General features: G+C 53.1%; 20 protein-coding genes. 14 read left to right on the top strand and 6 right to left on the bottom strand.

The window, feature by feature from the left end; genetic code table 11:
- Positions 1-10: 10 nt before the first annotated feature.
- The 6 genes from NYP16_RS13880 to NYP16_RS13855 all read left to right on the top strand — a co-directional run bounded on the left by NYP16_RS13880 (position 11) and on the right by NYP16_RS13855 (position 6,063).
- Positions 11-565 carry a methylamine dehydrogenase light chain gene (locus tag NYP16_RS13880; RefSeq protein ID WP_429913162.1) on the top strand — a complete coding sequence of 185 codons (555 nt, stop codon included), beginning with the start codon at positions 11-13 and terminating at the stop codon, positions 563-565.
- Entirely contained in the window at positions 565-1,032 is a 468-nt protein-coding gene (locus NYP16_RS13875; protein ID WP_274944762.1) for a c-type cytochrome, read from the top strand. The genes NYP16_RS13880 and NYP16_RS13875 overlap by 1 nt, the downstream gene beginning before the upstream one ends.
- The gene (locus NYP16_RS13870) at positions 1,029-1,472 is read left to right on the top strand and encodes a c-type cytochrome (protein ID WP_274944761.1); all 444 of its coding nucleotides are present in this window, start codon (positions 1,029-1,031) and stop codon (positions 1,470-1,472) included. The genes NYP16_RS13875 and NYP16_RS13870 overlap by 4 nt, the downstream gene beginning before the upstream one ends.
- Before the next feature lie 90 nt (positions 1,473-1,562).
- Positions 1,563-3,851, top strand: coding sequence for a TonB-dependent receptor (locus tag NYP16_RS13865; protein WP_274944760.1), 2,289 nt, complete (start codon positions 1,563-1,565; stop codon positions 3,849-3,851).
- Positions 3,852-3,864: 13 nt separating this feature from the next.
- Positions 3,865-5,268 carry an aldehyde dehydrogenase family protein gene (locus NYP16_RS13860; RefSeq protein ID WP_274944759.1) on the top strand — a complete coding sequence of 468 codons (1,404 nt, stop codon included), beginning with the start codon at positions 3,865-3,867 and terminating at the stop codon, positions 5,266-5,268.
- Between the two features lie 3 nt (positions 5,269-5,271).
- A complete protein-coding gene (locus NYP16_RS13855; protein WP_274944758.1) occupies positions 5,272-6,063 on the top strand; it encodes an enoyl-CoA hydratase in 792 nt (263 codons plus the stop codon).
- A gap of 221 nt (positions 6,064-6,284) precedes the next feature.
- Here the strand turns inward: NYP16_RS13855 and NYP16_RS13850 are convergent, their stop codons facing one another.
- Both NYP16_RS13850 and NYP16_RS13845 read right to left on the bottom strand, forming a co-directional pair.
- Complete coding sequence (locus NYP16_RS13850) at positions 6,285-6,785, bottom strand: nuclear transport factor 2 family protein (protein ID WP_274944757.1); 501 nt, start codon at positions 6,783-6,785, stop codon at positions 6,285-6,287.
- A 116-nt stretch (positions 6,786-6,901) separates the two neighbouring features.
- Entirely contained in the window at positions 6,902-7,348 is a 447-nt protein-coding gene (locus NYP16_RS13845) for a hypothetical protein (protein ID WP_274944756.1), read from the bottom strand.
- A gap of 311 nt (positions 7,349-7,659) precedes the next feature.
- On the opposite strand from NYP16_RS13845, the gene NYP16_RS13840 reads away from it, so the two are divergent.
- Positions 7,660-9,906, top strand: a complete 2,247-nt coding sequence (locus NYP16_RS13840) for a TonB-dependent receptor (RefSeq protein ID WP_274944755.1) — start codon at positions 7,660-7,662, stop codon at positions 9,904-9,906.
- 22 nt (positions 9,907-9,928) lie between these two features.
- Here NYP16_RS13840 and NYP16_RS13835 read toward each other — a convergent pair whose 3' ends face one another.
- Positions 9,929-10,603 carry a TetR/AcrR family transcriptional regulator gene (locus tag NYP16_RS13835; protein WP_274944754.1) on the bottom strand — a complete coding sequence of 225 codons (675 nt, stop codon included), beginning with the start codon at positions 10,601-10,603 and terminating at the stop codon, positions 9,929-9,931.
- Between the two features lie 191 nt (positions 10,604-10,794).
- On the opposite strand from NYP16_RS13835, the gene NYP16_RS13830 reads away from it, so the two are divergent.
- The 5 genes from NYP16_RS13830 (at position 10,795) to NYP16_RS13810 (ending at position 14,134) form a co-directional block, all read left to right on the top strand.
- Positions 10,795-11,859 carry an amidohydrolase family protein gene (locus tag NYP16_RS13830; protein ID WP_274944753.1) on the top strand — a complete coding sequence of 355 codons (1,065 nt, stop codon included), beginning with the start codon at positions 10,795-10,797 and terminating at the stop codon, positions 11,857-11,859.
- A gap of 14 nt (positions 11,860-11,873) precedes the next feature.
- Positions 11,874-12,242: a metal-sulfur cluster assembly factor gene (locus tag NYP16_RS13825; protein WP_274944752.1), complete on the top strand. Its 369-nt coding sequence runs from the start codon at positions 11,874-11,876 to the stop codon at positions 12,240-12,242.
- Between the two features lie 16 nt (positions 12,243-12,258).
- Positions 12,259-13,266: a Rieske 2Fe-2S domain-containing protein gene (locus tag NYP16_RS13820; protein WP_274944751.1), complete on the top strand. Its 1,008-nt coding sequence runs from the start codon at positions 12,259-12,261 to the stop codon at positions 13,264-13,266.
- A gap of 19 nt (positions 13,267-13,285) precedes the next feature.
- Complete coding sequence (locus NYP16_RS13815) at positions 13,286-13,681, top strand: RidA family protein (RefSeq protein WP_274944750.1); 396 nt, start codon at positions 13,286-13,288, stop codon at positions 13,679-13,681.
- 123 nt (positions 13,682-13,804) lie between these two features.
- The gene (locus NYP16_RS13810; protein WP_274944749.1) at positions 13,805-14,134 is read left to right on the top strand and encodes a 2Fe-2S iron-sulfur cluster-binding protein; all 330 of its coding nucleotides are present in this window, start codon (positions 13,805-13,807) and stop codon (positions 14,132-14,134) included.
- A gap of 85 nt (positions 14,135-14,219) precedes the next feature.
- Here NYP16_RS13810 and NYP16_RS13805 read toward each other — a convergent pair whose 3' ends face one another.
- Complete coding sequence (locus NYP16_RS13805; RefSeq protein WP_274944748.1) at positions 14,220-14,618, bottom strand: glycine zipper 2TM domain-containing protein; 399 nt, start codon at positions 14,616-14,618, stop codon at positions 14,220-14,222.
- Positions 14,619-15,904: 1,286 nt separating this feature from the next.
- On the opposite strand from NYP16_RS13805, the gene NYP16_RS13800 reads away from it, so the two are divergent.
- Both NYP16_RS13800 and NYP16_RS13795 read left to right on the top strand, forming a co-directional pair.
- Complete coding sequence (locus tag NYP16_RS13800) at positions 15,905-18,001, top strand: response regulator (RefSeq protein ID WP_274944747.1); 2,097 nt, start codon at positions 15,905-15,907, stop codon at positions 17,999-18,001.
- A gap of 841 nt (positions 18,002-18,842) precedes the next feature.
- Positions 18,843-19,013, top strand: a complete 171-nt coding sequence (locus tag NYP16_RS13795) for a DUF883 family protein (RefSeq protein WP_274944746.1) — start codon at positions 18,843-18,845, stop codon at positions 19,011-19,013.
- A 242-nt stretch (positions 19,014-19,255) separates the two neighbouring features.
- On the opposite strand, the gene NYP16_RS13790 is transcribed toward NYP16_RS13795, so the two are convergent.
- Both NYP16_RS13790 and NYP16_RS13785 read right to left on the bottom strand, forming a co-directional pair.
- Positions 19,256-19,867 (bottom strand): glutathione S-transferase N-terminal domain-containing protein, encoded by a 612-nt coding sequence (locus tag NYP16_RS13790; RefSeq protein ID WP_274944745.1) that lies wholly within the window; start codon positions 19,865-19,867, stop codon positions 19,256-19,258.
- A 12-nt stretch (positions 19,868-19,879) separates the two neighbouring features.
- Complete coding sequence (locus NYP16_RS13785) at positions 19,880-21,247, bottom strand: sodium-dependent transporter (protein WP_274944744.1); 1,368 nt, start codon at positions 21,245-21,247, stop codon at positions 19,880-19,882.
- Between the last annotated feature and the right edge of the window lie 8 nt (positions 21,248-21,255).

The following is a 21,255-nucleotide window of genomic DNA, read 5'->3' as shown; positions in this document are numbered from 1 at the left end:
TTTGGGGAGAATGACTGTGGCAGAGCTTGATAAATGGACGGAACGCATGTTTCGCGGTCTGGCGCGCCGGACCTCACGGCGCAATATGTTCACCTTGATTGGCGGTGCGGTTACAGGAGCCGCGGCCATTCCGCTGTTGCCAGTGGCGCGCGCCTCGGCCAGCACCAACAGCTATGGCCTGACGCCTGAGACCACCGGCAATGTGCAGGACCCGGGCGATCCGACCACCTGCGAATACTGGCGCTATTGCGCCATCGACGGTTTTCTATGCAGCTGTTGCGGCGGTACGGTGAACGCCTGTCCGCCCGGCACCGAAATGTCGCCGATCACCTGGATCGGCACCTGTCACAACCCGGCGGACAATCGCAATTACATCATTTCCTATAATGATTGCTGCGGTAAATCCAGTTGCGGACGCTGCGTCTGCAACCGCAATGAAGGCGATCGTCCGGTGGTGCGGCCACAATCCAACAATGACATCGACTGGTGTTTGGGCACCGCGTCGTCAGTCTACAACTGCTCGACCGCTGTCTTGATCGGCGTCGCTTTGGGTCAGGACAAATAATGCGAGGGCGGTGGATTCTTCCAGCTTTGATGATGGTGGCGCCGCTCACGGTTCAGGCCGAACCCGATGGCGCCGCCCTCTATAAACGCTGCGCCGCCTGTCATCTTGCGTCGGGCGCCGGAGTGCCGGGAAGTTTCCCACCGCTTGATGCCCATGTGGGCGCGATTGGCGAAACGCCACAGGGCCGGGATTATCTAGTGATGGTCATCAGTTCCGGCCTGAGCGGCAAGCTTATGGTCGAAGGCAAAACCTACCAAAGCACCATGCCCGCGCAGGGGGGATTTAACAGCGAGGATGTGGCTGCGTTGTTGAACCATGTGCTGTCGACCGTGGTCAAACCGGCGTCGACGGCAGCCGCCTTCACCGGCGATGAAGTGACCGCCATTCGCGACCGTCATAAGGGTCTGAAAGCATCCGATGTGATGGCGATCAGACCGCAATCAACTGGAAGTGACAAGGCAAAATGATCCGCCCGACCGTGCTAGCCCTGTTTGCAATTCTGACCGCATTGCCTGCCGCCGCACAGCAAGCCAATTTTCCCGGCGTGGAAAATGCTCAGCGGGCCTGGCAGCATTGGGCTTTGAATTGCCAGGGGTGTCATGGCCCTGATGCGAAAGGCTTCAGCAATGCCACGCCGAACATGGCGGGAGAAGTTGCGCGGTTCCTGAGCATCCCAGGCGGCCGTGATTATCTGTTGCGCGTGCCGGGGGTGTCCACATCGCCGCTCAATGACCGCGACCTGGCCGAGCTGATAAACTGGATGTTGCCGCATTTCGACCCCACCCATATGCCGAAGGATTTTAAACCCTTTACGGCTGAGGAAATCAAAAAACAGCGGACGCGACCGTTGCGTACCGAAGCGAGCCGTACACGTGCCGACCTGATCACTAAAATGCCTGCCGACTAATAAAAGTCTGCCGCTCAAGCGAGTAGAAAATTCTGCGACAGCGATAAAGAACCATCGAGGAAACAGCGTCCACGACATTACGAGGGTATCATGTTGCACCAGATCAAACCTGACTTTCGGACCTTGCTGCTGGCGACCTCCGCTTTGGCGTTTGGCGTCTCCGCAGGAGGCGCACAAGCACAGCATGCACAGCCTGCCAATATCGGCGGGATCGAGGAAATCATCGTCACCGCGCAAAAGCGCGCCGAGCGATTGCAGGACGTGCCGGTATCCGTTTCGGCCATGTCGGGGGACATGCTGGAAAAACAGCGCATCAACAACGCCGACGATATCGTCTCATTCGTGCCGAACCTGCAGGTGACCAGCACGGTTGGTCAGGGCACGCCGATTTTCGCCCTCCGCGGCATTTCCATGTCGGACTATAGTCTCAATCAGGCAGGCCCCGTGGCCACCTATTATGACGAAGTCTATAAGGGCAATTTCGCCATTCTCGGCGTCGCCATGTTCGATCTCGAACGGGTCGAGGTTCTGCGCGGGCCGCAGGGCACGCTTTATGGCAAGAACACCACCGGCGGCGCCGTCAATCTGATCGCCCGCAAGCCGGGGTTTGAGACCGAGGGCTATCTGACCGCCGGATATGGCAATTACAATCGCTATGAATCGACCGGCGCTGTTCAGACCGGGCTTGGTGACAAGGTGGCGGTGCGCATGGCTTATAGTTTTGCCCATGCGAACGGCTGGTTTGAAAATCTGCTGCCGGGCAAACCCAATCTGGATGCGGTGAAGGAATATGGCCTGCGCGGATCGGTGTTGCTGCAACCAAGCGACAAATTCGATCTGACCATTCGCGCCTCGACCAGTCTGCAAAATCCTTATAACTACGGCATTCTTGCGCAGCCGGGGCCGGACGGCATCGGCGCCGGTGTGTATGCCATGTTCGGCGGCCATGATTATTTCCGCACCGGACTGACGGACCGCCAGCTTGAGGCTGATTACACGCCGCGCCGCCACAACCGCACCTATGCCCTCGCCGCAACCGCCAACTGGCATGTGGCGGATGGCCTGACCGTTACCTCCGTCAGTTCATGGGACAAAGGCAATCTGTTCATGGCCGAGGATACCGACGGCAGTCCGCTGAAGGTTCTGGAAATTCCCTATTACGCCAGAACCCGGCAAATCGCCCAGGATCTTCGCCTGACCAGTGATTTTTCGGGACGCTTCAATTTCATTCTGGGCGGCTATTACAATCGGGAAAAGGTCTTCAATTCGACCAATTTCATGATCTATCAGGATGTTGATATCAATGGCGATGGCGTTCTGAATTATATGGATTGCGCCGATGGGCTTGAAATCGGCATTCCCGCCTGTCAGGTCAAGAACAGCTTCGATCAGACCAAGACAAGCTATGCGGTCTATTCGGATCTGACCTTCAACATCACCGACAGTCTGACCTTGCGCGGCGGTTTGCGCTTCACCCATGACAAGGGCGTGCTGGCCAACTTCATCTCCCAGGCCATCGGCGTCGATAATGTGATTGTCGCCAATCTCATTCCGGGAAGCCTCACCGACCTTTTTGCGACCACGGGCGAGCAATATAAAAAATCGAACCTCTCGGGCAAAATCGGGCTCGATTATAAATTCGCCAATGGCAATATGATTTATGCGAGCTTGAGCCGTGGCTATCGCGGCAACTCCTTTAACGCTCAGGCGTTTTTCGACCCGAGCGAACTGTCGGTCGCCAAACCCGAAACCCTTGATGCTGTCGAGGCCGGATTTAAAACCCAGCTGCTCGACCGCCGCTTGCAGTTGAATGGCGCGGTGTTCTGGTATGGCTATAAAAACCAGCAGTTCATCGACGTCGATCCGGTGACCACGGCGCAGCGGCTGGTCAATCTCGACAAGTCGCGGATCATCGGCGGCGAACTTGAACTTCAGGCGCGGCCCATCGACACGGTCACCATCAGCGGCGGCGTCGGCATCCTGAACTCCAGTATTCGTAAGGGCGTCCTGCAGGAAGAAGACCTGAAGGGCAACAAGCTCGCCAATGCTCCGACCCTGTCTCTGAACGGCTCCGTTGACTGGATGGCCGTCGAGGCCGAATGGGGCTCGGTCAATCTTCATGCCGACGGAAATTACTCATCAAGTCAGTATTTCGAAGTCTTCAATAAAGACCGCATCAAGCAAAAAGCGTATGCTCTGTTCAATGCACGGGCAAGCTTCCGCACCGCGGACGATAAATGGGGTCTGTCGGCCTGGGTCAAGAATATCACCGACAAATTCTATTACACTTCGCGCATCGATGTGTCGGGCTTTGGCTTTGATTACAACCATCTTGGCAATCCGCGGACCTATGGCCTGACGGCCGACGTCAAATTCTAGAGGAGACTGGCAGATGCATGATTTCAAACTCTTGATCGACGGCAAACTGGTGGCGGGCGATCTCATCATGGACGTGGTCAACCCGGCGACTGAGGAGGTGCTCGCCAAATGCCCACGGGCGTCAGAGGCGCAGCTGAACAAAGCGGTGGCGGCGGCCAATGCCGCCTTCCCCGGCTGGGCGGCGAAATCCATTGAGGAGCGGCGCGCGGCGCTGCTTAAACTCGCCGATGCGCTGCATGGGCGGGCGGGCGAATTTGCCCGGCTTTTGACGCAGGAACAGGGCAAACCCATTGCCGAGGCCACAGCGGAGATTGCTTATAGCGAGGCGTTCATTCGTGCCTTCGCCATGCAGGAATTGCCGCATAAGGTGATCGAGGATACCGAGACCCGCAGGGTCGAAGCGCACCGGCGGCCGCTTGGCGTGGTGGCGGCGATCATTCCGTGGAATTTTCCGGTTCTGGTGGTGGCGTTCAAGATGCCTTTGGCGCTGCTGGCCGGGAATACTGTTATTCTGAAGCCCGCGCCGACGACACCTTTGACCACCCTGTTGCTGGGTGAACTCTGCGCCGGAATTTTCCCACCCGGGGTTGTCAGCGTTATTACCGATGCCAATGATCTGGGCGGGGTGCTGACCAAACATCCGGACATTCGCAAGGTGTCCTTCACCGGATCGACCGAGACCGGTAAGAAGGTCATGGCCAGTGCGGCGGATACCATCAAACGCATCACGCTTGAGCTTGGTGGCAATGATGCGGCGATTGTGCTCGGTGACGTCGACCCGAAACAGGCGGCGCCTGGAATTTTCGCCGGGGCCTTCACCAACGCCGGTCAGGTTTGTCTCGCGATCAAACGCGTTTATGCTCATGAGTCGATTTATGACGCGCTCTGTGATGAGCTTGGGGAATTGGCCAAGGCGGCCGTGGTCGGCGACGGGCTTGAACAAGGCACCACCATCGGGCCGGTGCAGAACCGTATGCAGTTTGAAAAGCTGAAGGGCTTTCTGGACGATGCACGCAAAAACGGCACCATCGTTGCGGGCGGCGAGGTTTCCGATCAACCCGGATATTTCATTCGCCCGACCATCGTGCGCGATGTGACCGACGGCATGAAAATTGTCGATGAAGAACAGTTCGGCCCGATCCTGCCGATCATCAAATTCAGCGACAAGGAGGATGCATTGAAACGCGCCAATGCCTCGCCTTATGGACTTGGCGGGTCGATCTGGGCGACGGATCCGACGGCAGCTTATGACCTGGCCACCCGCATGGATTCGGGCACGGTCTGGATCAACAAGCATCTTGATTTCGGGCCCAATATTCCGTTCGGCGGCGCCAAACAATCCGGCATCGGCGTTGAATTCGCGGAAGAAGGACTGGCTGAATTCACCCAGCTGCATATCATCAATATGGCCCGCTGACCGATGACCGTGAACAGTGGCGATAGCAATGCACCAGTGACCGTGGTCCGTGCGGGACCTGTCGCCACTGTTACACTCAACCGGCCGGAGCGTTTCAATGCGCTGTCGGTTGAGATGATCCGCGCCCTTGATGAAACGCTGGGCGAGATCGGCGATGAGCCGGACATTCGCGTGATCGTTCTTGCCGCTGCGGGCAAGGCGTTTTCCGCCGGGCATGATCTTGGGGAAATGGTGGCGCGGCCGGAGGTCGGGTTTTACCGCACGCTCTTTGCCGCCTGCACCGCTATGATGCGGCGGTTGCAACATCTGCCGCAACCGGTCATTGCCCGGGTTCAGGGCACCGCCACTGCGGCCGGGTGCCAGCTTGTGGCCATGTGCGATCTGGCTGTGGCGGCGCAATCGGCGCGCTTTGCCGTGTCGGGGATTAATTTCGGATTGTTCTGCGCGACGCCCGGGGTGGCGCTCGCCCGCAATGTCTCGCGCAAGAAAGCCATGGAAATGCTGCTGACCGGCGATTTCATTTCGGCGGATCAGGCGCTTGAGTATGGGCTTGTCAATCAGGTTGTGGCCGATCAGGATCTGGATGCCGCCGTCGCGGAACTCGCCGCAAAAATCAGCGCCAAACCAGCCATTTCCATCCGGCGCGGCAAGCGGTTGTTTTACGATCAGGCGGAACAGGGGATCGAGGCCGCTTATCAATTGGCCGAACAGGTGATGGCCGATAATATGATGGATGCGGAGGCGCAGGAGGGCTTCCGCGCCTTCCTTGAAAAACGCCGGCCCGATTGGGCGTAGTAGTGCGGGCGTTGGGGCTGGTTTAACATTCTGCCGTTTGAAACATGGATACGCGGGTCAAGCCCGCGTATGACAGATTTTAATAGGTCTGAATGGTTGGGCGTGCTGACAGCTGTGGTGGTTGGGCCAGGCGTAATCGACGTGGTGCTTAACCCATTTATGCCCCTCCATCCTTACCTGTCATTGCCGGGCTTGACCCGGCAATCCATCTTGGGCCCGATTTAGTCCTGCGCTTCAGGGAAAGCCAACCGGCACTCGGGTGAGGCTTCGGCTTTTTTGATGGCGTCCCAATGTTCGATGATCTTTCCGTCCTTGAGGCGGAAGAGGTCGAACCAATAGGTCATGTAACTGGCTCCGGGGTTGTGCGGGTCGGGGCGTGGTTTTCGGGTGACGAGTTGTACATAATCGCCGTCCGCCAGCACGGTGATAAATTCGGTTGGCGATGACGCGACGGCGGGTTTGGATTTCCAGCGGCTTTCGGCCCAGGCTTTGTAGCTGTCGAGCCCGTCGGCTTCGCAAGGGTTGTTGCGGATATAGGTCTGATCGAGATAGGCGGCGGCTTTTGAAATATTCCGCGCATCGATCACATCGCGCCAGAACGACAGCACAATTTCGCGATTGCGATCTGCGGAGCTGACGGCAGTGTGAGCGGGGTGGCCGCTCGCCATCGCGACGGGGCCCGACAGCAACGCGAAGATCAGTGCGTAGCTAAGTGATTTCATCTTTTCCGCCTCCCGCCGCCAACGCCCGTTTATAGGTCGAAAAGCACCGGAGCCCAAACATAAAAAAAGAACGGTCCGTTGCGTGAAACGAACCGTTCTGCAGGTGTCGCTCAAGATCAGAGCGGCAAGCGAACGCCGCGCGCTTCGAGACGCGGCAGGACTTCATCACGGAAATAGGGCAATTCCTTGACGTAATCGACAAAACACAGCGTCGTGCCCCGAAAAACCGGCCATGTCTTCGGCGCAATGACGGTGATCGGCCTCGGCTTCCTCGTGAGACAGGCGGCGGTCCTTGCCGTGAGCCCTGCCCTGGTCCTTGAGGGCGGCGAATTCGCGGTCTTCCTTGGAGCCCGCTGCATTGACGATGGACAGGCTATTGTGCAGCAGCTTTGGATTGCTGAAGACTTTTTCAGGTTGTAGGGCTCGCCTGCGAAATCGAACAGCAGGTCTTCTGCCCACAGGCGCTTCGTGATGGTGAACCATTCCTGCCCCCGGGCATAGCGCCTCATGGTGCCATAGACCACATCCACCGCGTTGGCACGGAGGGTAAAGGTGAAAAGCATGCGAAGCGGTTTGCGGATTGCACCCCACCCCATGATATGAAAAATATCAATTTGCTATTTTTGTATAGAAATATGATTTTTTCTATATCATAATATGATTCGAATAATATTGGGAGCTTCAAGCATCCGGGGGGATTCACATGCGCCAACAACGCGTTATCCTAACCTTATCCGCACCTTCTAATCTAGATCACCATCTACCATCCCGTTCTCGCTGGCATCGCAGTGCATCTCTGATTGCACTCTCCTTGCTACTTCCGGTTGCCTCTGGCCCAGCCGCAAACGCCGCCGAGCGCAGGATGGGCAATATTATGCAGATCGAGGAAATCATCGTGACCGCCCGCAAACGGGCGGAAAGCATGCAGGAAACACCGATTTCCATCACCGCCTTTACCGGGCAAACTCTGGAACAACGCAATTTTCGTTCGCTGTCCGACATCACATGGATGACGCCAAATCTGATTTTCGATACTGGTGTCGGCAACACGGGCGGCTCTACCAATGCGCAGATTTTTATTCGCGGCATTGGCCAGACCGACTTTTTGTTTTCGAGCGATCCCGGTGTCGGCATTTATGTGGATGATGTTTATTTCCCGCGCCTGGTGGGCAGCGTTCTTGAGCTGCTGGACTTTGAGCGAGTCGAAGTTCTGCGTGGTCCGCAAGGCACGCTTTTTGGCAAGAACACCATTGGCGGCGCCATCAATATCACAAGCCAGAGGCCCGGCAATGAGTTCGGCGGTTATGTGGAAGTGAAAACCGGAAGCCGCAACCGGATTGACGGCCGGCTATCAATCGATGTGCCGATCGTCGACAATCAATTGAGCATGCGGCTGTCGGCCATGACCCGTCATCAGGATGGCTATGTCAAACGCATCCTGGCCGACGACGATCTTGGCAATACCAATGCCAACGCCGGACGGGTGATGCTGCAATGGACTCCGGCCGATGACCTCGATATCGTGTTTACCCTTGATGGCACGAGACGACGCGAATCCGCCTCGGTCGATGAACTGGCCGCCGTGCGCGACAATAACCCCGAGGATTTACTGCTGGGCTTGTGGAATATGCTGGTCGCCCCAAGCTATGGGCCGGGCATTGCCTATGACAGTCGTTATCTGAGTGCGCCCCGCACCTCGAACGGTACCGGGCCAAATGTCAGCAACCTGGACAGCTGGGGCACGTCCCTGATTATCACTAAGAATTTCTCAGCATTTTCCGTGAAATCCATCAGTGCCTACCGTGATCAGAAAACCGAATTCGGGCTTGATCAGGATCATTCACCACTGACCTATACCGAAACGACAAATCACAACAAAGACGAATATTTCAGCCAGGAATTGCAATTTTCCGGCACCAACATCAATGATCGTCTGAAATGGGTTGTGGGGGCCTATTATTTCCACGAAAAGGCGCGCGATCAGTTCGATGTGGCGTTGGCCTCGGGACTTTACAAGGCCTTGTCGGCGCTGCCGTTCCCGCTTCTTCCGCTTGGCCCGGGCATCACTTGTCCACCACCGCCCGGTGCGCCGCCGCTTTGTGCGGGGGGCGCGGGCAACCCGCTCAATATCGCCTTTGATCTTGATGCGACCTTTATCGACAAGATCAAAATCAACAGCTATGCCGCCTTTGGTCAGGCGACCTTTGCCCTGACCGACCGCCTGAGCATCACCGGTGGCCTGCGCTACACAGACGAAAAGAAAATCTTTTCAACCATGCTGCGGCGCAATGGCTCAGGCGTAATCACGGTTCCCGAAACTACCCTGAATAAAAGCTGGAATGCCCTCACTCCGCGTGCCGATGTTGATTTCAAGGTGACGCAGGATGTGCTCGCTTACGCTTCCGTCTCACGCGGGTTCAAATCTGGCGGCTTTAACGGTCGGGCGCAGTCTGTCGCGGAAATCGATTCATTTGATCCGGAATATGTCTGGAGTTATGAAGCCGGTATCAAGTCGGAGTTTCTCGATCACCGTCTGCGCCTCAATGGCGCGCTTTATTACAATGACTATCGGAACATGCAGCTGACGAGTTTGCGTGATGTGGGCGGGCTTATTGCCACCGTCACGGAAAATGCCGGTAAATCACGCGTGCAGGGGTTTGAAATCGAATTGTCCGCCATCCCCGTCGAAGGCCTTTCGGTTAGTGGCGGTGTTGGCTACACAGATGCCAAATTCAAACGTCTCGCGCCGACGGCAACGGTCACGCTCGACAGTCGGTTTCCGAAAATTCCGGAATGGACCATTAGCGGCGCGGTGCAATATGACTTCGCTATCGGCGATCTGGGAATGCTGTCCTTCGGCGCCGATATCAGCCATCGCAGTTCCTATTATAACGACGTGGCAAATTCGAAAACATCCTTTGAAAGCGGCGTCGTCCTGATCGGCACACGGATCAATTACACCTCGCCGGACAACCGGTGGATGTTATCGCTTTTCGGCACCAACCTGACCGATGCCCGCTATATCATCAACGGGCTCAATTCCTTTGGTAGCTTTGGCACCGCAAGCGCGGACTATGGGCGTCCGCGCGAATGGGGCGTCTCCCTTAAAGCCCGGTTCTGACGGTAGGTCCATTTTATCACTGTCAGCCGCGCGGCTTGGGCGATGATTTTTTGCCCGCCATGACCTTCAATGTGGCGGGCTTCAATGTGGCGGGCGTCCAGTTGACGAACAGCAGTTTGAGGCGGCGGCGCAGATCCTCGCGCACCACCTCAACCGTCACCTCCTCATGAACGGCGAAGAACTGAAAATGCTCATTGAAAATGCCGTAAACAATAAAGGCGATATCGCGATGATTGAGCCCAGGCAAAAGGGCGCCGCTGTCTTCAAGACGGCGCAGCAGAAGCTGAAGCTGATCGAGGATCAAAGCGTCGAGTTCTTGACGAATGCCCTGAAACAGCTCCGCATAGCCAAGGTCCATGCCGGCGACCGCACGCAGCAAATCGCGGCTTTGCCATTTTTCACTGAACTCGAACGCGTCCATCAAGGCGGCCACCGCAACGCCGGGGTCGGCAGGCGGCGCGGCCGTCACAGCCTCAGCCCGTTGGCGATAGATTTCGATCTTCGGACGCCAGAGTTCACGGATCAGACCGCCCTTGGCGCTGAAATATTTATAGATGGTGGCCACACCCACTTCGGCACGGGCGGCGATTTCTTCCACATTGGTGGCGGAATATCCCTTGATGCGAAAAAGTTCCGCGGCAACGGCCAAAATTGCTTCGCGCCGTCGTTCCGTTTGCCGCTGCCGTAATCCTGTCACACCCGCCTCCTTGTTTAGGTCCGCCCATAAACTCTTACCGGCCAAGTCTTTTTTGCACAAGTCCCGTTCGCTTTCTCTTTTGATCGTCACAAACTTGCTTGACTTGAATTGTATAGAAAATCTTTGTTTCTTATGCAAATATAGTTTTATATAATAATCTACAAATCAAACAGCGCCGAGGGAGATTTGCCATGATCGAAGATTGCCTGGTCGTCGACAGCATCGTACATGCTTATAATTTCAGTCCGGAGAACCTCACCGATCCTGCCGCAGCACAGCGCATCGCCGGGCTGTTGCTTGGATTGCAAGCGGCCTTTTCTCCTAAAGGCGAGCCGCAATGGCTGCTCAAGCCTGAGAACTTTCTCAAAGGTGCCGATATCGATCTGCTGGCCAACGCCCTGTTCGGCGAAAGTCAGGTTGATATCTGCGTCTTTCATGAACTGCCCATCCGCCTGTTCCGCGACGGCGGGTCGCCCATGTGGGCCGCACGGGAGATGCGCAAGCGCTGGCCAGGGCGCGTTCTGATCTATGGCGCCATCTGCCCCCATGCGGACGATCCCATCGGACAGATCGATCGTGCGGTTGAAGAAGATGGCGTGATCGGCATCAAGCTTTATCCCATCGATCTCATCGAGGGGAAAATGCAAGGCTATGACATGGCTGACCCCGAGCTGATGTTTCCGCTTTATGAGCATATGCAGAAACGCGGCGTGAAAACCGTCGGCATCCACAAGGCCATTCCCTTTGGCGGCATTTCCATCGAGCCCTACCGTATGGCGGATGTCGGCCATGCGGCCACGGCCTTTCCCGGATTGAATTTTGAAATCGTCCATGGCGGCTTTGCCTATCTTGAGGAAACCGCCATGCATTTGACGCATTTCCCCAATGTCAGCGTCAATCTCGAAGCCACCAGCGCCTTCATTCCGACTGCGTCGCGGCGCTTTGCTGAAATTATCGGGACGCTTATTCAGGCGGCAGGCGGCGCCGATCGCATCATGTTCGCAAGCGGTTGCACAGCCATTCATCCAAGGCCGTTGATCGAAGGATTCTGGAACCTTGAGATGCCGGAAGATCTCATGGAAAACTACAATATTCCACCTTTGACCAAAGAGATGAAACGGCAAATCCTGGGTGAAAATCAGGCGCGCATTTGCGGTCTTGATCTCGCCGCCATGCAGAAACAATTTGCCGGAGATGAGTTCGATCGCAAAACCGCCCTCGCAACCCCCTGGTCAGGCGGATGGGTTTATGCCTGAAGAAAGCGCATATCATGATCACCCACGATCACATTCTGACTTTGCTTGATGCGATCACCGACCCCTGCAGTCTTGCCGCCGGGTCCCCGGTCGGCATTACCACACTTGGGCTTATTCGTGCGGTCGATGTGAAGACCGGGCCGGACGGGGCCTATGTCACCGTCACTATGGTGCTCACGTCGCCGGGCTGCCTGATGGCGTCGGTTTTCACCAACAGCATTCTCGATATTCTGCGGGCCCAACCGGATGTCGCGGCGGCTGACGTGATCTTCGACCATGACGCCATCTGGCTCCCGGAGGACGCGGCCCCCGCGTATCGCGAGAGCCGCGCCGCGCATCTCCGCACCATGAATGACCGTTATGCTGCCATGCGCAGCGCCTAAACGCAGGAACGACGCCATGACCCAAGTCTCGAACAGTCCGCCCGTTGTCAATCATATCCCGGCCGAGGGCGAGAACGGCCTTTTCAGCCAATCATGGTTTCCGATCTGCACCGCCGCCGAAGTGGCTCCGGGGCAGATTATCGGCAGAAGCTTTCTTGATGGGCGTGTCGTCATCCTGCGCGGCGAGAGTGGGGAGGTGCAGGTTTTAAGCCCCTATTGTCCCCATCTCGGCACCGACCTTGTGACCGGCGAGGTCGACGGCGACATCGTTCGCTGCGCGTTCCATAAATGGGAATTCGACCTTACCGGCCAATGCGTGCGGACGGCCATCGGCGATCCCGCGCCCAAGGCTGCACGGCTGTTCCGATTCCCGACTGTCGAACGGTTTGGCTTGATCTGGGCCTTTAATGGCACTGAACCCACATGGGAATTGCCGAGTTTTCCCTTTCCGGATGAAGAACTGTCGGTTCGTGCCCGCTATGACGTGCCCGTTATGCCGGTGGACCCCTGGGTCGTCTGTGCGAATACACCGGATTGGCAGCATCTGCGCGCTGTGCATCGCATGGATTTCGACACCGATCGCATTCTCACCGGCGTGCGCTGGACCGAGCATTCCATGGAATATGACATTGTCGGCCGTATGGAACATGGCAGCGGAGATGAGGTGAATTTTGTCGGCTCCATCTATGGCACCAGCCTTTTCCGTCTGTATGGCACCATGGGAAAACAATGGTTCGGCGTCCTGTCGCCGTTCGGGATGCCGCGCCCGGGCGTGACCCAGAATTATTTCATCACCTGTTTCAAAAAAAGCGACAACCCGACTGGGAATGACGCCGATTTCGATATGGCCCATCTCAGGCTTTTTGAATTCGGTAAACATTTCACCAGCGATGACCGGCCGATCCTGCACAATATTCGCTATCGCCCCGGCACCTTGACCAAATCAGACCGCCTCTTGGCCCGCTATCTCAATATGGTGCGCAACTATCCCCGGGCGCATCCATCGTCAGATTATATCAAATAATACAGGAAGGAATTCACAGATGGCCCATCTTGATCAAGTGCAATATTTCTTTGAACCTATCGAAAAGCAGCTTGGCTTCGTCGCAAGCGCTCAGGCCGGACCATTCATTTATATATCCGGCGTGATTTCGATCGATGAAACCATGACCGTGATTGCCCCGGGCGATATGGGCGGGCAGATCACGCGGATCTATGACATCATGGAACTGATCCTGGCCCGTCATCAGGCAAAGCTTGAACATGTGATCAACGAGATTATCTTTGTCACCGACCTTGGCGCCATGGCCGCCGCCGCAGAGGCGCGAAGCCTCCGCTATGCCAAGGCGGCGCCACCCGCGACCACCGCAGTGCAGGTCGCCGGACTGTTTCTAGCTGACGCCATGATTGAGATTCATGCCACTGCCTATGTGGCTTAGACGCGCTCGTAGCGACATCGGCCTCATCCCTGCTAACCCAGCAATCTTTGACTGATTTTTCAGACCCGCCTGGATAAATGCGCCGTGAGCTGCTAGTAAGCTCAGGCAAATACAGGATGGGATATGACGGCCCCCATATACAAAGTCAAAGTGCTGGGCGCAGAGCTTTTATATGCTTGCCCAGAAGACCAGACATTGATGCGCGCCATGGGGTGGAGCACCGAACGATCCGTGCCCATAGGCTGCCGCAAAGGCGCCTGTGGCGTGTGCCGCATAAAAATTCTATCCGGAGCTTTTGAAACCTCCAGTCAAGCAAGTCGTCACATCACCGTGGAAGATGCAACGCAAGGTTATGTGCTTGGCTGCCGCACGCGGCCAAACAGTGATCTGGTCATAGATATCCCGGCGGGCACTCAGGCCCTGATCAAGAAATCAGCGAAGATTAGCGCCTGATGAGTCTCTGCTGAATTTTGGAATAGCGACACTCCTTTAGCCCGCAATCAAAACTTCGATTCAGAACAGTCACAAGAGAATTTCCTTAGCGACACCGGGCTTCATTGCGATCAATCGCTTGTCCGGCTACCGCTCCGGCGCCTGCACCAATAACTGTGCCTAACAATGCAGATCCACCCGGAGCAATGGCATTACCCAAGACCCCACCGGCAAGCGCCCCAACAACGAGGCCGGTTGTCCCATCAGAACGTCGGCAATAATAGCGCCCATCCTGCCCACGATAAACGCGATCGTTCCGCGACAGACGGCGCTCTTTATAGCGAGAGTCATTGCGATAATACCTGTCCGCATTATAGCCACCATATGCCGGATCGGGACGATTATAATCATATTGGCCCCAGCTGGACTGCCGATACCCACTCTCATCGGCACAACCAACAACCATAAAAGATAACGCTAATATCAACGGCAGAACTCGTTGCATTGATTTTCTCCTTGCCATCAATGGCTCACATTCGAAAAAATGTGATTTCATTTGACCAGAACACAACAACGCTTGAGCCAATAACTACCGGAAAATTAAGCATCCAATTGACACAGAAGTTACAAATTATACTGCCCGAATGATAATATCACACTTTAAAAAACCAGAAAGAAAATGCCATAAGCCATTAAATAAATTGGAAAAATCTCCACGAAATCTTATGCGACCCTCCCGCCGGGCAAGCTATGAAAAACGAATTTCCTCGATTTGCTCATATCCATACTCAACCCGGTTCTCCGCGATGGCATTGCCTTGAGAATCGAGAGATGAATAATATGAAGCAATAAGAACTTATTAGAAATTTTCCACTGCATTCGAAATATTTTTTAAATAGATAACGTCAAAATCCAAAAAACAAACTCTCTTAATTACTTACATCATCCCAAAAATATAAATCTAAAATCACGAAAATATTTACACACATCGTTCAATTTTTCATAACAACCACCCAATAAGAAATTGATTAATATTAAAAAACTAAAGAACTTAAAGTGAATATAAAGAGATTTCTTAGCCAATACCCCATGAGTTCTTTCCGGACATAGACCCTCAGAGAACTATATGCTAGTCTTTCGATCTGCTTCCCTCAGGAAGTATGGATTTGAGATACATCTAGAATGCACGGAAGCTACCTGCATCATACAGGAGCCATCCAAAGACATGCTATGGATGCTCCAAAGCTTGTGAATAAGCTTTCGAGGATGATCGCATCAGGCACCTCGACTGAGGGTGTTAAACTCTGCAAAAACCCCCTGAACGCCCCTAGATTCAACAACGACCTGGCCCTTCAAGGACCAAAGAATTTGGACGCTCAATCGGGAAATGCTCATGTAAAATATGCAACACTACACAGATCGCTGCAAATCAATGTCCCTTGGCAAGCCCCCTCACCATGCGCAGATTTCTGCATGTGGCCACATGTATTTTTTATCTATCTGAATTTCAAACAACATTGCTCCGTAGAAGCCAATTTTACGAGTGCAATCCTATTTGCATATTCGGATGCTACAGCGATAAAATTAACGAGGTAACAGAGAAACTCCTCAGTCGCTTGTTTCGTGCTTTGCGTACTGAAGGCAGAAACCTGCTTTCCTGAGAAAACCAAACTGGACAAGTTCCAAAATCCAGACGCAAAAAGTAAGTCTCCGCGAGACATAAATACATCCGTTTATGTCGAGATTTAAATATCTCAGGACGAACTCGCATCACCGAATGAGGAACTTCTAATGTCGAAAGAAGAGCTACAGTCTCTGAACACTGAGGTCACTCCTTCAAACGATCAAATTCAAGCGCCCTTGGATAGACGGCTTGTCACATACACTCACATCCATAATATTATCAGCAGCACCGACATCCCCATAATTTTTCTAGACAGATATTCTGTAATCCGTTTCTTGACGCCGAAAGCTATATCTCTTCTCAATATAAGTTTTCGAGACATCGGCCGACCACTTCAAAACTTTCACTGTCAGGATTTGGACAACCTACTCCTGAACGATGTCCATAGATTTTTCATTGACTATAAAAGCTATGCTCGAGCAATCGCCTTTCAGGAAGGCGGGCACTATATTCGCCGTATTTTACCCTATCGTGGATATGACAAATCTATCGATGGCGCCGTGATTACATACAATGATATCAGCGATCAAAGAGACCCCAATAAACTGATGCACGCGACGCAAACTCATAACATCGAAAAATTAAGAAAAGAACCGAAATTCCCTGACGCTCTACAAGTCACAAATGACCCCGTCATTAAAGCATCTGGAATGGAAATCTCTGAGTTTCCCGTCAACAATCTTCTCTATTGTCTCAAAATGGAATTCTTATCCCCAACACATCAAGAAGAATTTTCTATTCACATTGAGCCTTCCAGCGCCTCGATCATAAGTGATCAGACAATTCTGCATAGCATCCTGAAAAACCTTCTCAATAATATCTTCAACGTCACTTCCCTCCGACGAATCCTGATCGGCTGCCGTCGCCATAATAAGAAGCTGAATATTGAAATTTTAGCTAAAGATAACAGGAAGTCTGAGACGTGCCGTCCGCCCATGGGTGTCGAATCTTCCCCATCCCAGAATGCTTTGCCGAAAGCGACTGACGTTTATAATTTCGCGCCTTTCACGATGAGCCAGTTAACGAGAGGAACGGATCTGCAAATAGAATGTCGAGGACTGCCGAAAAATGGCATTGCCATAAGCATAGAAGTATCAATCCCTGAAAAAAAATCATCCGTATTGGAAAATCATCCGGATTATTTTCGCAATTGCATAATTTACAAAATCCACTTTCCAAATGGTAACACTCTTGTTGCTCTCACAACTTCAGAAAAGCAAAGAAATATTGAAATTTTCGTCAATACGGAAAACCATCACACAGAAATCATTTCAAACCCTCAAGACATAATGGCTTTTTTAAAGCAGGATACAATTCATCCCGACCTCATACTGATTGATGAAGATTTTCTAACCATCCAATCCCGCGCTGAGGTTAAAATATTTCTTAACCGAACCCAAGATCCAAAAAATACAATTATTCTTTTAAAATCTCACGAAAAAGAAAATTCATATATCGACATAAAATTCGATGACGTGATCCCGATCGCAGATCCGGAAGGCATCACAAAATTTAAAAATATCATGCAAAAATATCTCGCAAATCCGAAAAAGGGACCTGTTGGAGATAACGATTCTGAGCATTCCACCGTCTATATTATCGATGACAATAAGCTCATGCGTGACTTATTGAGTAAAGGAGATGGAGTAAAGAGATGGACTGTTTTTAATTATCAAAACAGTGAAACGTTTCTCAAAGCTTACCGACCCGGGGCTATCGCCTGCCTTATAATTGATACTGACCTCCCCGGAACGAAAGGATTTGAACTTCTCAACAAGCTTCAGAAGGACGAATGCACGCTACCAATCATAATGTTAAGTGCCTGCCAGGATTTGCCTATGGCTGTCCAGGCGATAAAGTCAGGTGCTTTTGATTTCATTGAAAAACCAGCCGTCTATCATCATCTTTTGGCATCTATCGACCGTGCGCTTGAGCACTCCAGAAGCTCAAACCTCATCCCCTCCAAGCGAAGAGATGCCGCGATGCGTCTTTCCAGGCTTACACAACGGCAAATTCAAATTATGGAGATGGTCCTTGCCGGAAAAGCAAGCAAGAATATCGCGGCGAATCTTGGAATAAGCCAACGCACGGTCGAAAACCATCGCGCATCAATCATGAAGAAGACAGAAGTCAAATCACTTCCTGCCTTGGCACGCCTGGCGCTTGCAGCTGGACCCTCTGATGATATCGTGCCGCTTGATTAAGACGTCCAATTGACTGCGGTATTCATGTTCCGCAGTGATGAACTGTGCATTGCCTGTCTCTCCGAGACTTCACAAATGCCCTTTCATAAATGAGTAGCTTCCGAAGCTACAAAACTCATCCAGAAAGAATATTATGGAGACCTCGACCTGTGATGGGTCGTAAAATCTGCACCCCCTGGCATATCTGAACAGAAGGATCTAGACATGTACAAAGATCAAAACCCCGGATCTTCAAAACAGACCCCTGGCGCGAAAGAGCAAGCCCAAAAGCCATCCGCAGGCGGCAAACAGGGGCCGGAAGCAAAAACCGAAAAGCCACAGGCTTCACATAGCGGCTCCGCTCCCCACAGCGGCTCCAAGGATCCGAACAAAAAGTAACTTACTCCGGAACCTCCGGGCCAGTTATTATACTGGCCCAGAGGTTCTTGATGCGAAACATCATTATTCAGATAAATATCTTATATGGTAATTTAGAATTCTTTTCATATCGGGTTTAACCGTTTATCACGCATGCCTTGGCTGTCCGTAGATTTTCAAAATGCAATTTTACGAAATTCACAGACCCTTTTAGCCTATACTTTCGTGCGAATGATTGAGGCCTTCAACAACTGGTTCATGGGAACGACCATGCACAATAGTCCCGATAACACTTCTTGTTATCCCTGGCGCATCCACCGTTTTGAGCGCGTGCCATACGACAGCGGGTGCAGGAAAAGATATCTCCAAGACCAGAGAAGCAATCGAAAAGAGCGCAAATAAGCACGCGCCTTAAGTTTCCGCCATACTATCTCTGAGGTCTTTACTGACTAGCTTCTACACCCCCTTAAGCAGGAGATTGATTATGGACAAAGACAGCATCCTTGGTATCGGCAAAGAGATCAAAAAATCGATAAAAGAAACTGTCGAAAAAGTTGTCGAAGATACAAAACACGAGGTTGAAGAAGAAGCTGAAAAGGCAAAAGACAAAGTGCAAGACGTCGTTGAGAATGCGAAGGACACACTCAAGCCATAACGCAGCGCATCCCGTTAGCGAATGCCAAAATTGAGATAAGATAAGGCATCACGTCATGCCTTATCTTATCTCCCGTGGTGTCGGGCTTTGTCTAAATTAGGTAAACCTGTCACCAACCGGCCCTAGGCTTTTGAGTACCCTACGGCCTTTGCGGGGCTGAATGATAACTGAACCGCTGTGGGCTCTGTTTGTCCATCGCTAGAAATCCAACTCCGCACATAAGCCCATTTATCATGCTATGACTATTGCATGCCTGCCAGGCTTCGTTGCGTTGCAGGGCGGCTGAAGATGGTTTGGTACCAGCGGTTTAAATACGCAAACTCAGTGATATTTTCACCCAAACGCTCAGCGGCATGAACCCAGGGCCAACAAGCGATATCGGCGATGGAGTAGTCGCCGACGAGAAAGCCACCTGTTTCGAGCTGACGATCCATGACCGCTAACAGACGCCGATATTCACCTCTGTACCGACTCGTGGCATAGGGGGAAGGTTCGGCGGCCAGCTGTTTGAAATGCCCGAATTGTCCAGCCATGGGGCCTAGTCCGCCCACTTGCCAGAATAGCCATTGCAGAACCTTATATTCCTGATCAGCTTCGCGTGGCAGGAGGCTGCGGCTTTTCTTCGCGAGATACATCAGGATCGCACCCGACTCGAAAAGAGAGAATGGCTGATCGGTCATAGGGTCGACAATTGCCGGGATTTTATTGTTTGGACTAATTTTCAGGAAGGCCGGAGTGAACTGCTCTCCGGCCCCGATATCAACGGGAATGACACGGTAGGGCAGACCGCATTCCTCCAACATCATGACGATCTTCAAACCGTTTGGCGTGGGCCAATAATAAAGATCAATCATAACGTTCGCCTATCAGGAAAAACTAGACAGAAAGATTACGAAAATGGCCGCGGGTGCCCCGACTTTGGCAACGAATGTCGTATAAGCCATTTTTAACGGAGTGAGACGTAATTCGGTCTGCAGTGACGCTCGGCTTAATGCCCATCCGGCGAACAAGGCAATCAGAATGCTGTTGGCCGGCAACAGCAGATTGGCAACAACGAAGTCGAAAAGCTCGAAGATCGTCTTGTCCTTGATCAAGGCCACGAACGGCAGAAGCTTTATGCTTCCCCAGACGTTGAACGACAGCAGCGGTGCGAGACCCACAAACCAGGCCGCGATGCCAGCCGTCGCTGCGAGCTTCATGCGCGACCAGCCTTGTCTTTCTTCAAGCCAGGATACGATCGGTTCAAGCATGGCGAAAGACGACGTCAGTGCGGCAAAGGCCATAAGCAGAAAAAACGCGCCACCAAGAACAGTCCCGAAATGTAATTGTCCAAAAGCCAAAGGAAGTGTGACGAAAATCAAACCGGGGCCTTCGCCGGGATTGAGACCAAAGGAAAAAACAAATGGGAAAATGGCTAGGCCCGCGAGAAGCGAGACGAATGTCACCGAGAGACCGACGATGATGGCCGAACGCGGCAGCGACACATCATCCGACAAATAAGCACCATAGGTCATCAATGCACCGACACCGATGCCCATGGAAAACAGCGCCTGCCCCAAGGCGAGCAGGAAGGTGGTTGCCGTCACCTTGGAGAAATCGGGCTTGAATAAAAACGTCAGGGCCGCGCCAAAATCACCATAGAGGGCCGCATATGCCACAAGCCCGAGAAGCAGCAAGAAAAGCGCCGGCATCATAAGGGTCGAGGCTTTTTCAAGCCCGGCGCGTACGCCTCGGCCGATCACAAAGACAACCACTGCGATATATAATGTGTACCAACATAGCATGCGCAAAGGCGAGCTGAGGAAATCACGGAACAAGTCCTCGGCTTCCTGTACCTTGATGCCTTGCAACTGACCGGTGACGCTTTTCAGGAAATAATCGAACGTCCAGCTGGCGATGACGCTGTAATAGGTCATCGCGAAAAAGGGAATGAGCAGGCTTAAAACCCCGATGACTTTCCAGAACGTGAAATTCTGTCCGCGCTCCACCAGCTTCTTCATGGTCCCAAGCGGGCTTTGCTTGCCAAGGCGCCCGAGCGCCAGCTCAATTCCGGCTGCAGGCAGACCAAGGAGAACAATAAAGCCGATGTATAACAGCACAAAGGCACCGCCACCGTTCTCCCCCGTTATATAAGGAAAACGCCATAGACTGCCGAGCCCGACAGCCGCCCCTACGGTGGCCAGTAGAAACATGGTTCTTGACGACCAGGTTTCATGAATTTTGTCTTGTGCCACCCTATTCC

It is taken from the genome of Govania unica (assembly GCF_027920805.1).
GTDB classification, from domain to species: domain Bacteria; phylum Pseudomonadota; class Alphaproteobacteria; order Sphingomonadales; family Govanellaceae; genus Govanella; species Govanella unica.
The sequence above is the reverse complement of the archived record's forward strand: the minus strand, read 5'-3'. Positions and strand labels throughout refer to the sequence as shown.

Excerpts from the sequence above, each read along its gene's own strand:
- NYP16_RS13880 (WP_429913162.1), top strand. The coding sequence starts at position 11 with ATGACTGTGGCAGAGCTTGATAAATGGACGGAACGCATGTTTCGCGGT.
- NYP16_RS13875 (WP_274944762.1), top strand. The coding sequence starts at position 565 with ATGCGAGGGCGGTGGATTCTTCCAGCTTTGATGATGGTGGCGCCGCTC.
- NYP16_RS13870 (WP_274944761.1), top strand. The coding sequence starts at position 1,029 with ATGATCCGCCCGACCGTGCTAGCCCTGTTTGCAATTCTGACCGCATTG.
- NYP16_RS13865 (WP_274944760.1), top strand. The coding sequence starts at position 1,563 with ATGTTGCACCAGATCAAACCTGACTTTCGGACCTTGCTGCTGGCGACC.
- NYP16_RS13860 (WP_274944759.1), top strand. The coding sequence starts at position 3,865 with ATGCATGATTTCAAACTCTTGATCGACGGCAAACTGGTGGCGGGCGAT.
- NYP16_RS13855 (WP_274944758.1), top strand. The coding sequence starts at position 5,272 with ATGACCGTGAACAGTGGCGATAGCAATGCACCAGTGACCGTGGTCCGT.
- NYP16_RS13850 (WP_274944757.1), bottom strand. The coding sequence starts at position 6,785 with ATGAAATCACTTAGCTACGCACTGATCTTCGCGTTGCTGTCGGGCCCC.
- NYP16_RS13845 (WP_274944756.1), bottom strand. The coding sequence starts at position 7,348 with ATGCTTTTCACCTTTACCCTCCGTGCCAACGCGGTGGATGTGGTCTAT.
- NYP16_RS13840 (WP_274944755.1), top strand. The coding sequence starts at position 7,660 with ATGCAGATCGAGGAAATCATCGTGACCGCCCGCAAACGGGCGGAAAGC.
- NYP16_RS13830 (WP_274944753.1), top strand. The coding sequence starts at position 10,795 with ATGATCGAAGATTGCCTGGTCGTCGACAGCATCGTACATGCTTATAAT.
- NYP16_RS13825 (WP_274944752.1), top strand. The coding sequence starts at position 11,874 with ATGATCACCCACGATCACATTCTGACTTTGCTTGATGCGATCACCGAC.
- NYP16_RS13820 (WP_274944751.1), top strand. The coding sequence starts at position 12,259 with ATGACCCAAGTCTCGAACAGTCCGCCCGTTGTCAATCATATCCCGGCC.
- NYP16_RS13815 (WP_274944750.1), top strand. The coding sequence starts at position 13,286 with ATGGCCCATCTTGATCAAGTGCAATATTTCTTTGAACCTATCGAAAAG.
- NYP16_RS13810 (WP_274944749.1), top strand. The coding sequence starts at position 13,805 with ATGACGGCCCCCATATACAAAGTCAAAGTGCTGGGCGCAGAGCTTTTA.
- NYP16_RS13805 (WP_274944748.1), bottom strand. The coding sequence starts at position 14,618 with ATGCAACGAGTTCTGCCGTTGATATTAGCGTTATCTTTTATGGTTGTT.
- NYP16_RS13800 (WP_274944747.1), top strand. The coding sequence starts at position 15,905 with ATGTCGAAAGAAGAGCTACAGTCTCTGAACACTGAGGTCACTCCTTCA.
- NYP16_RS13795 (WP_274944746.1), top strand. The coding sequence starts at position 18,843 with ATGGACAAAGACAGCATCCTTGGTATCGGCAAAGAGATCAAAAAATCG.
- NYP16_RS13790 (WP_274944745.1), bottom strand. The coding sequence starts at position 19,867 with ATGATTGATCTTTATTATTGGCCCACGCCAAACGGTTTGAAGATCGTC.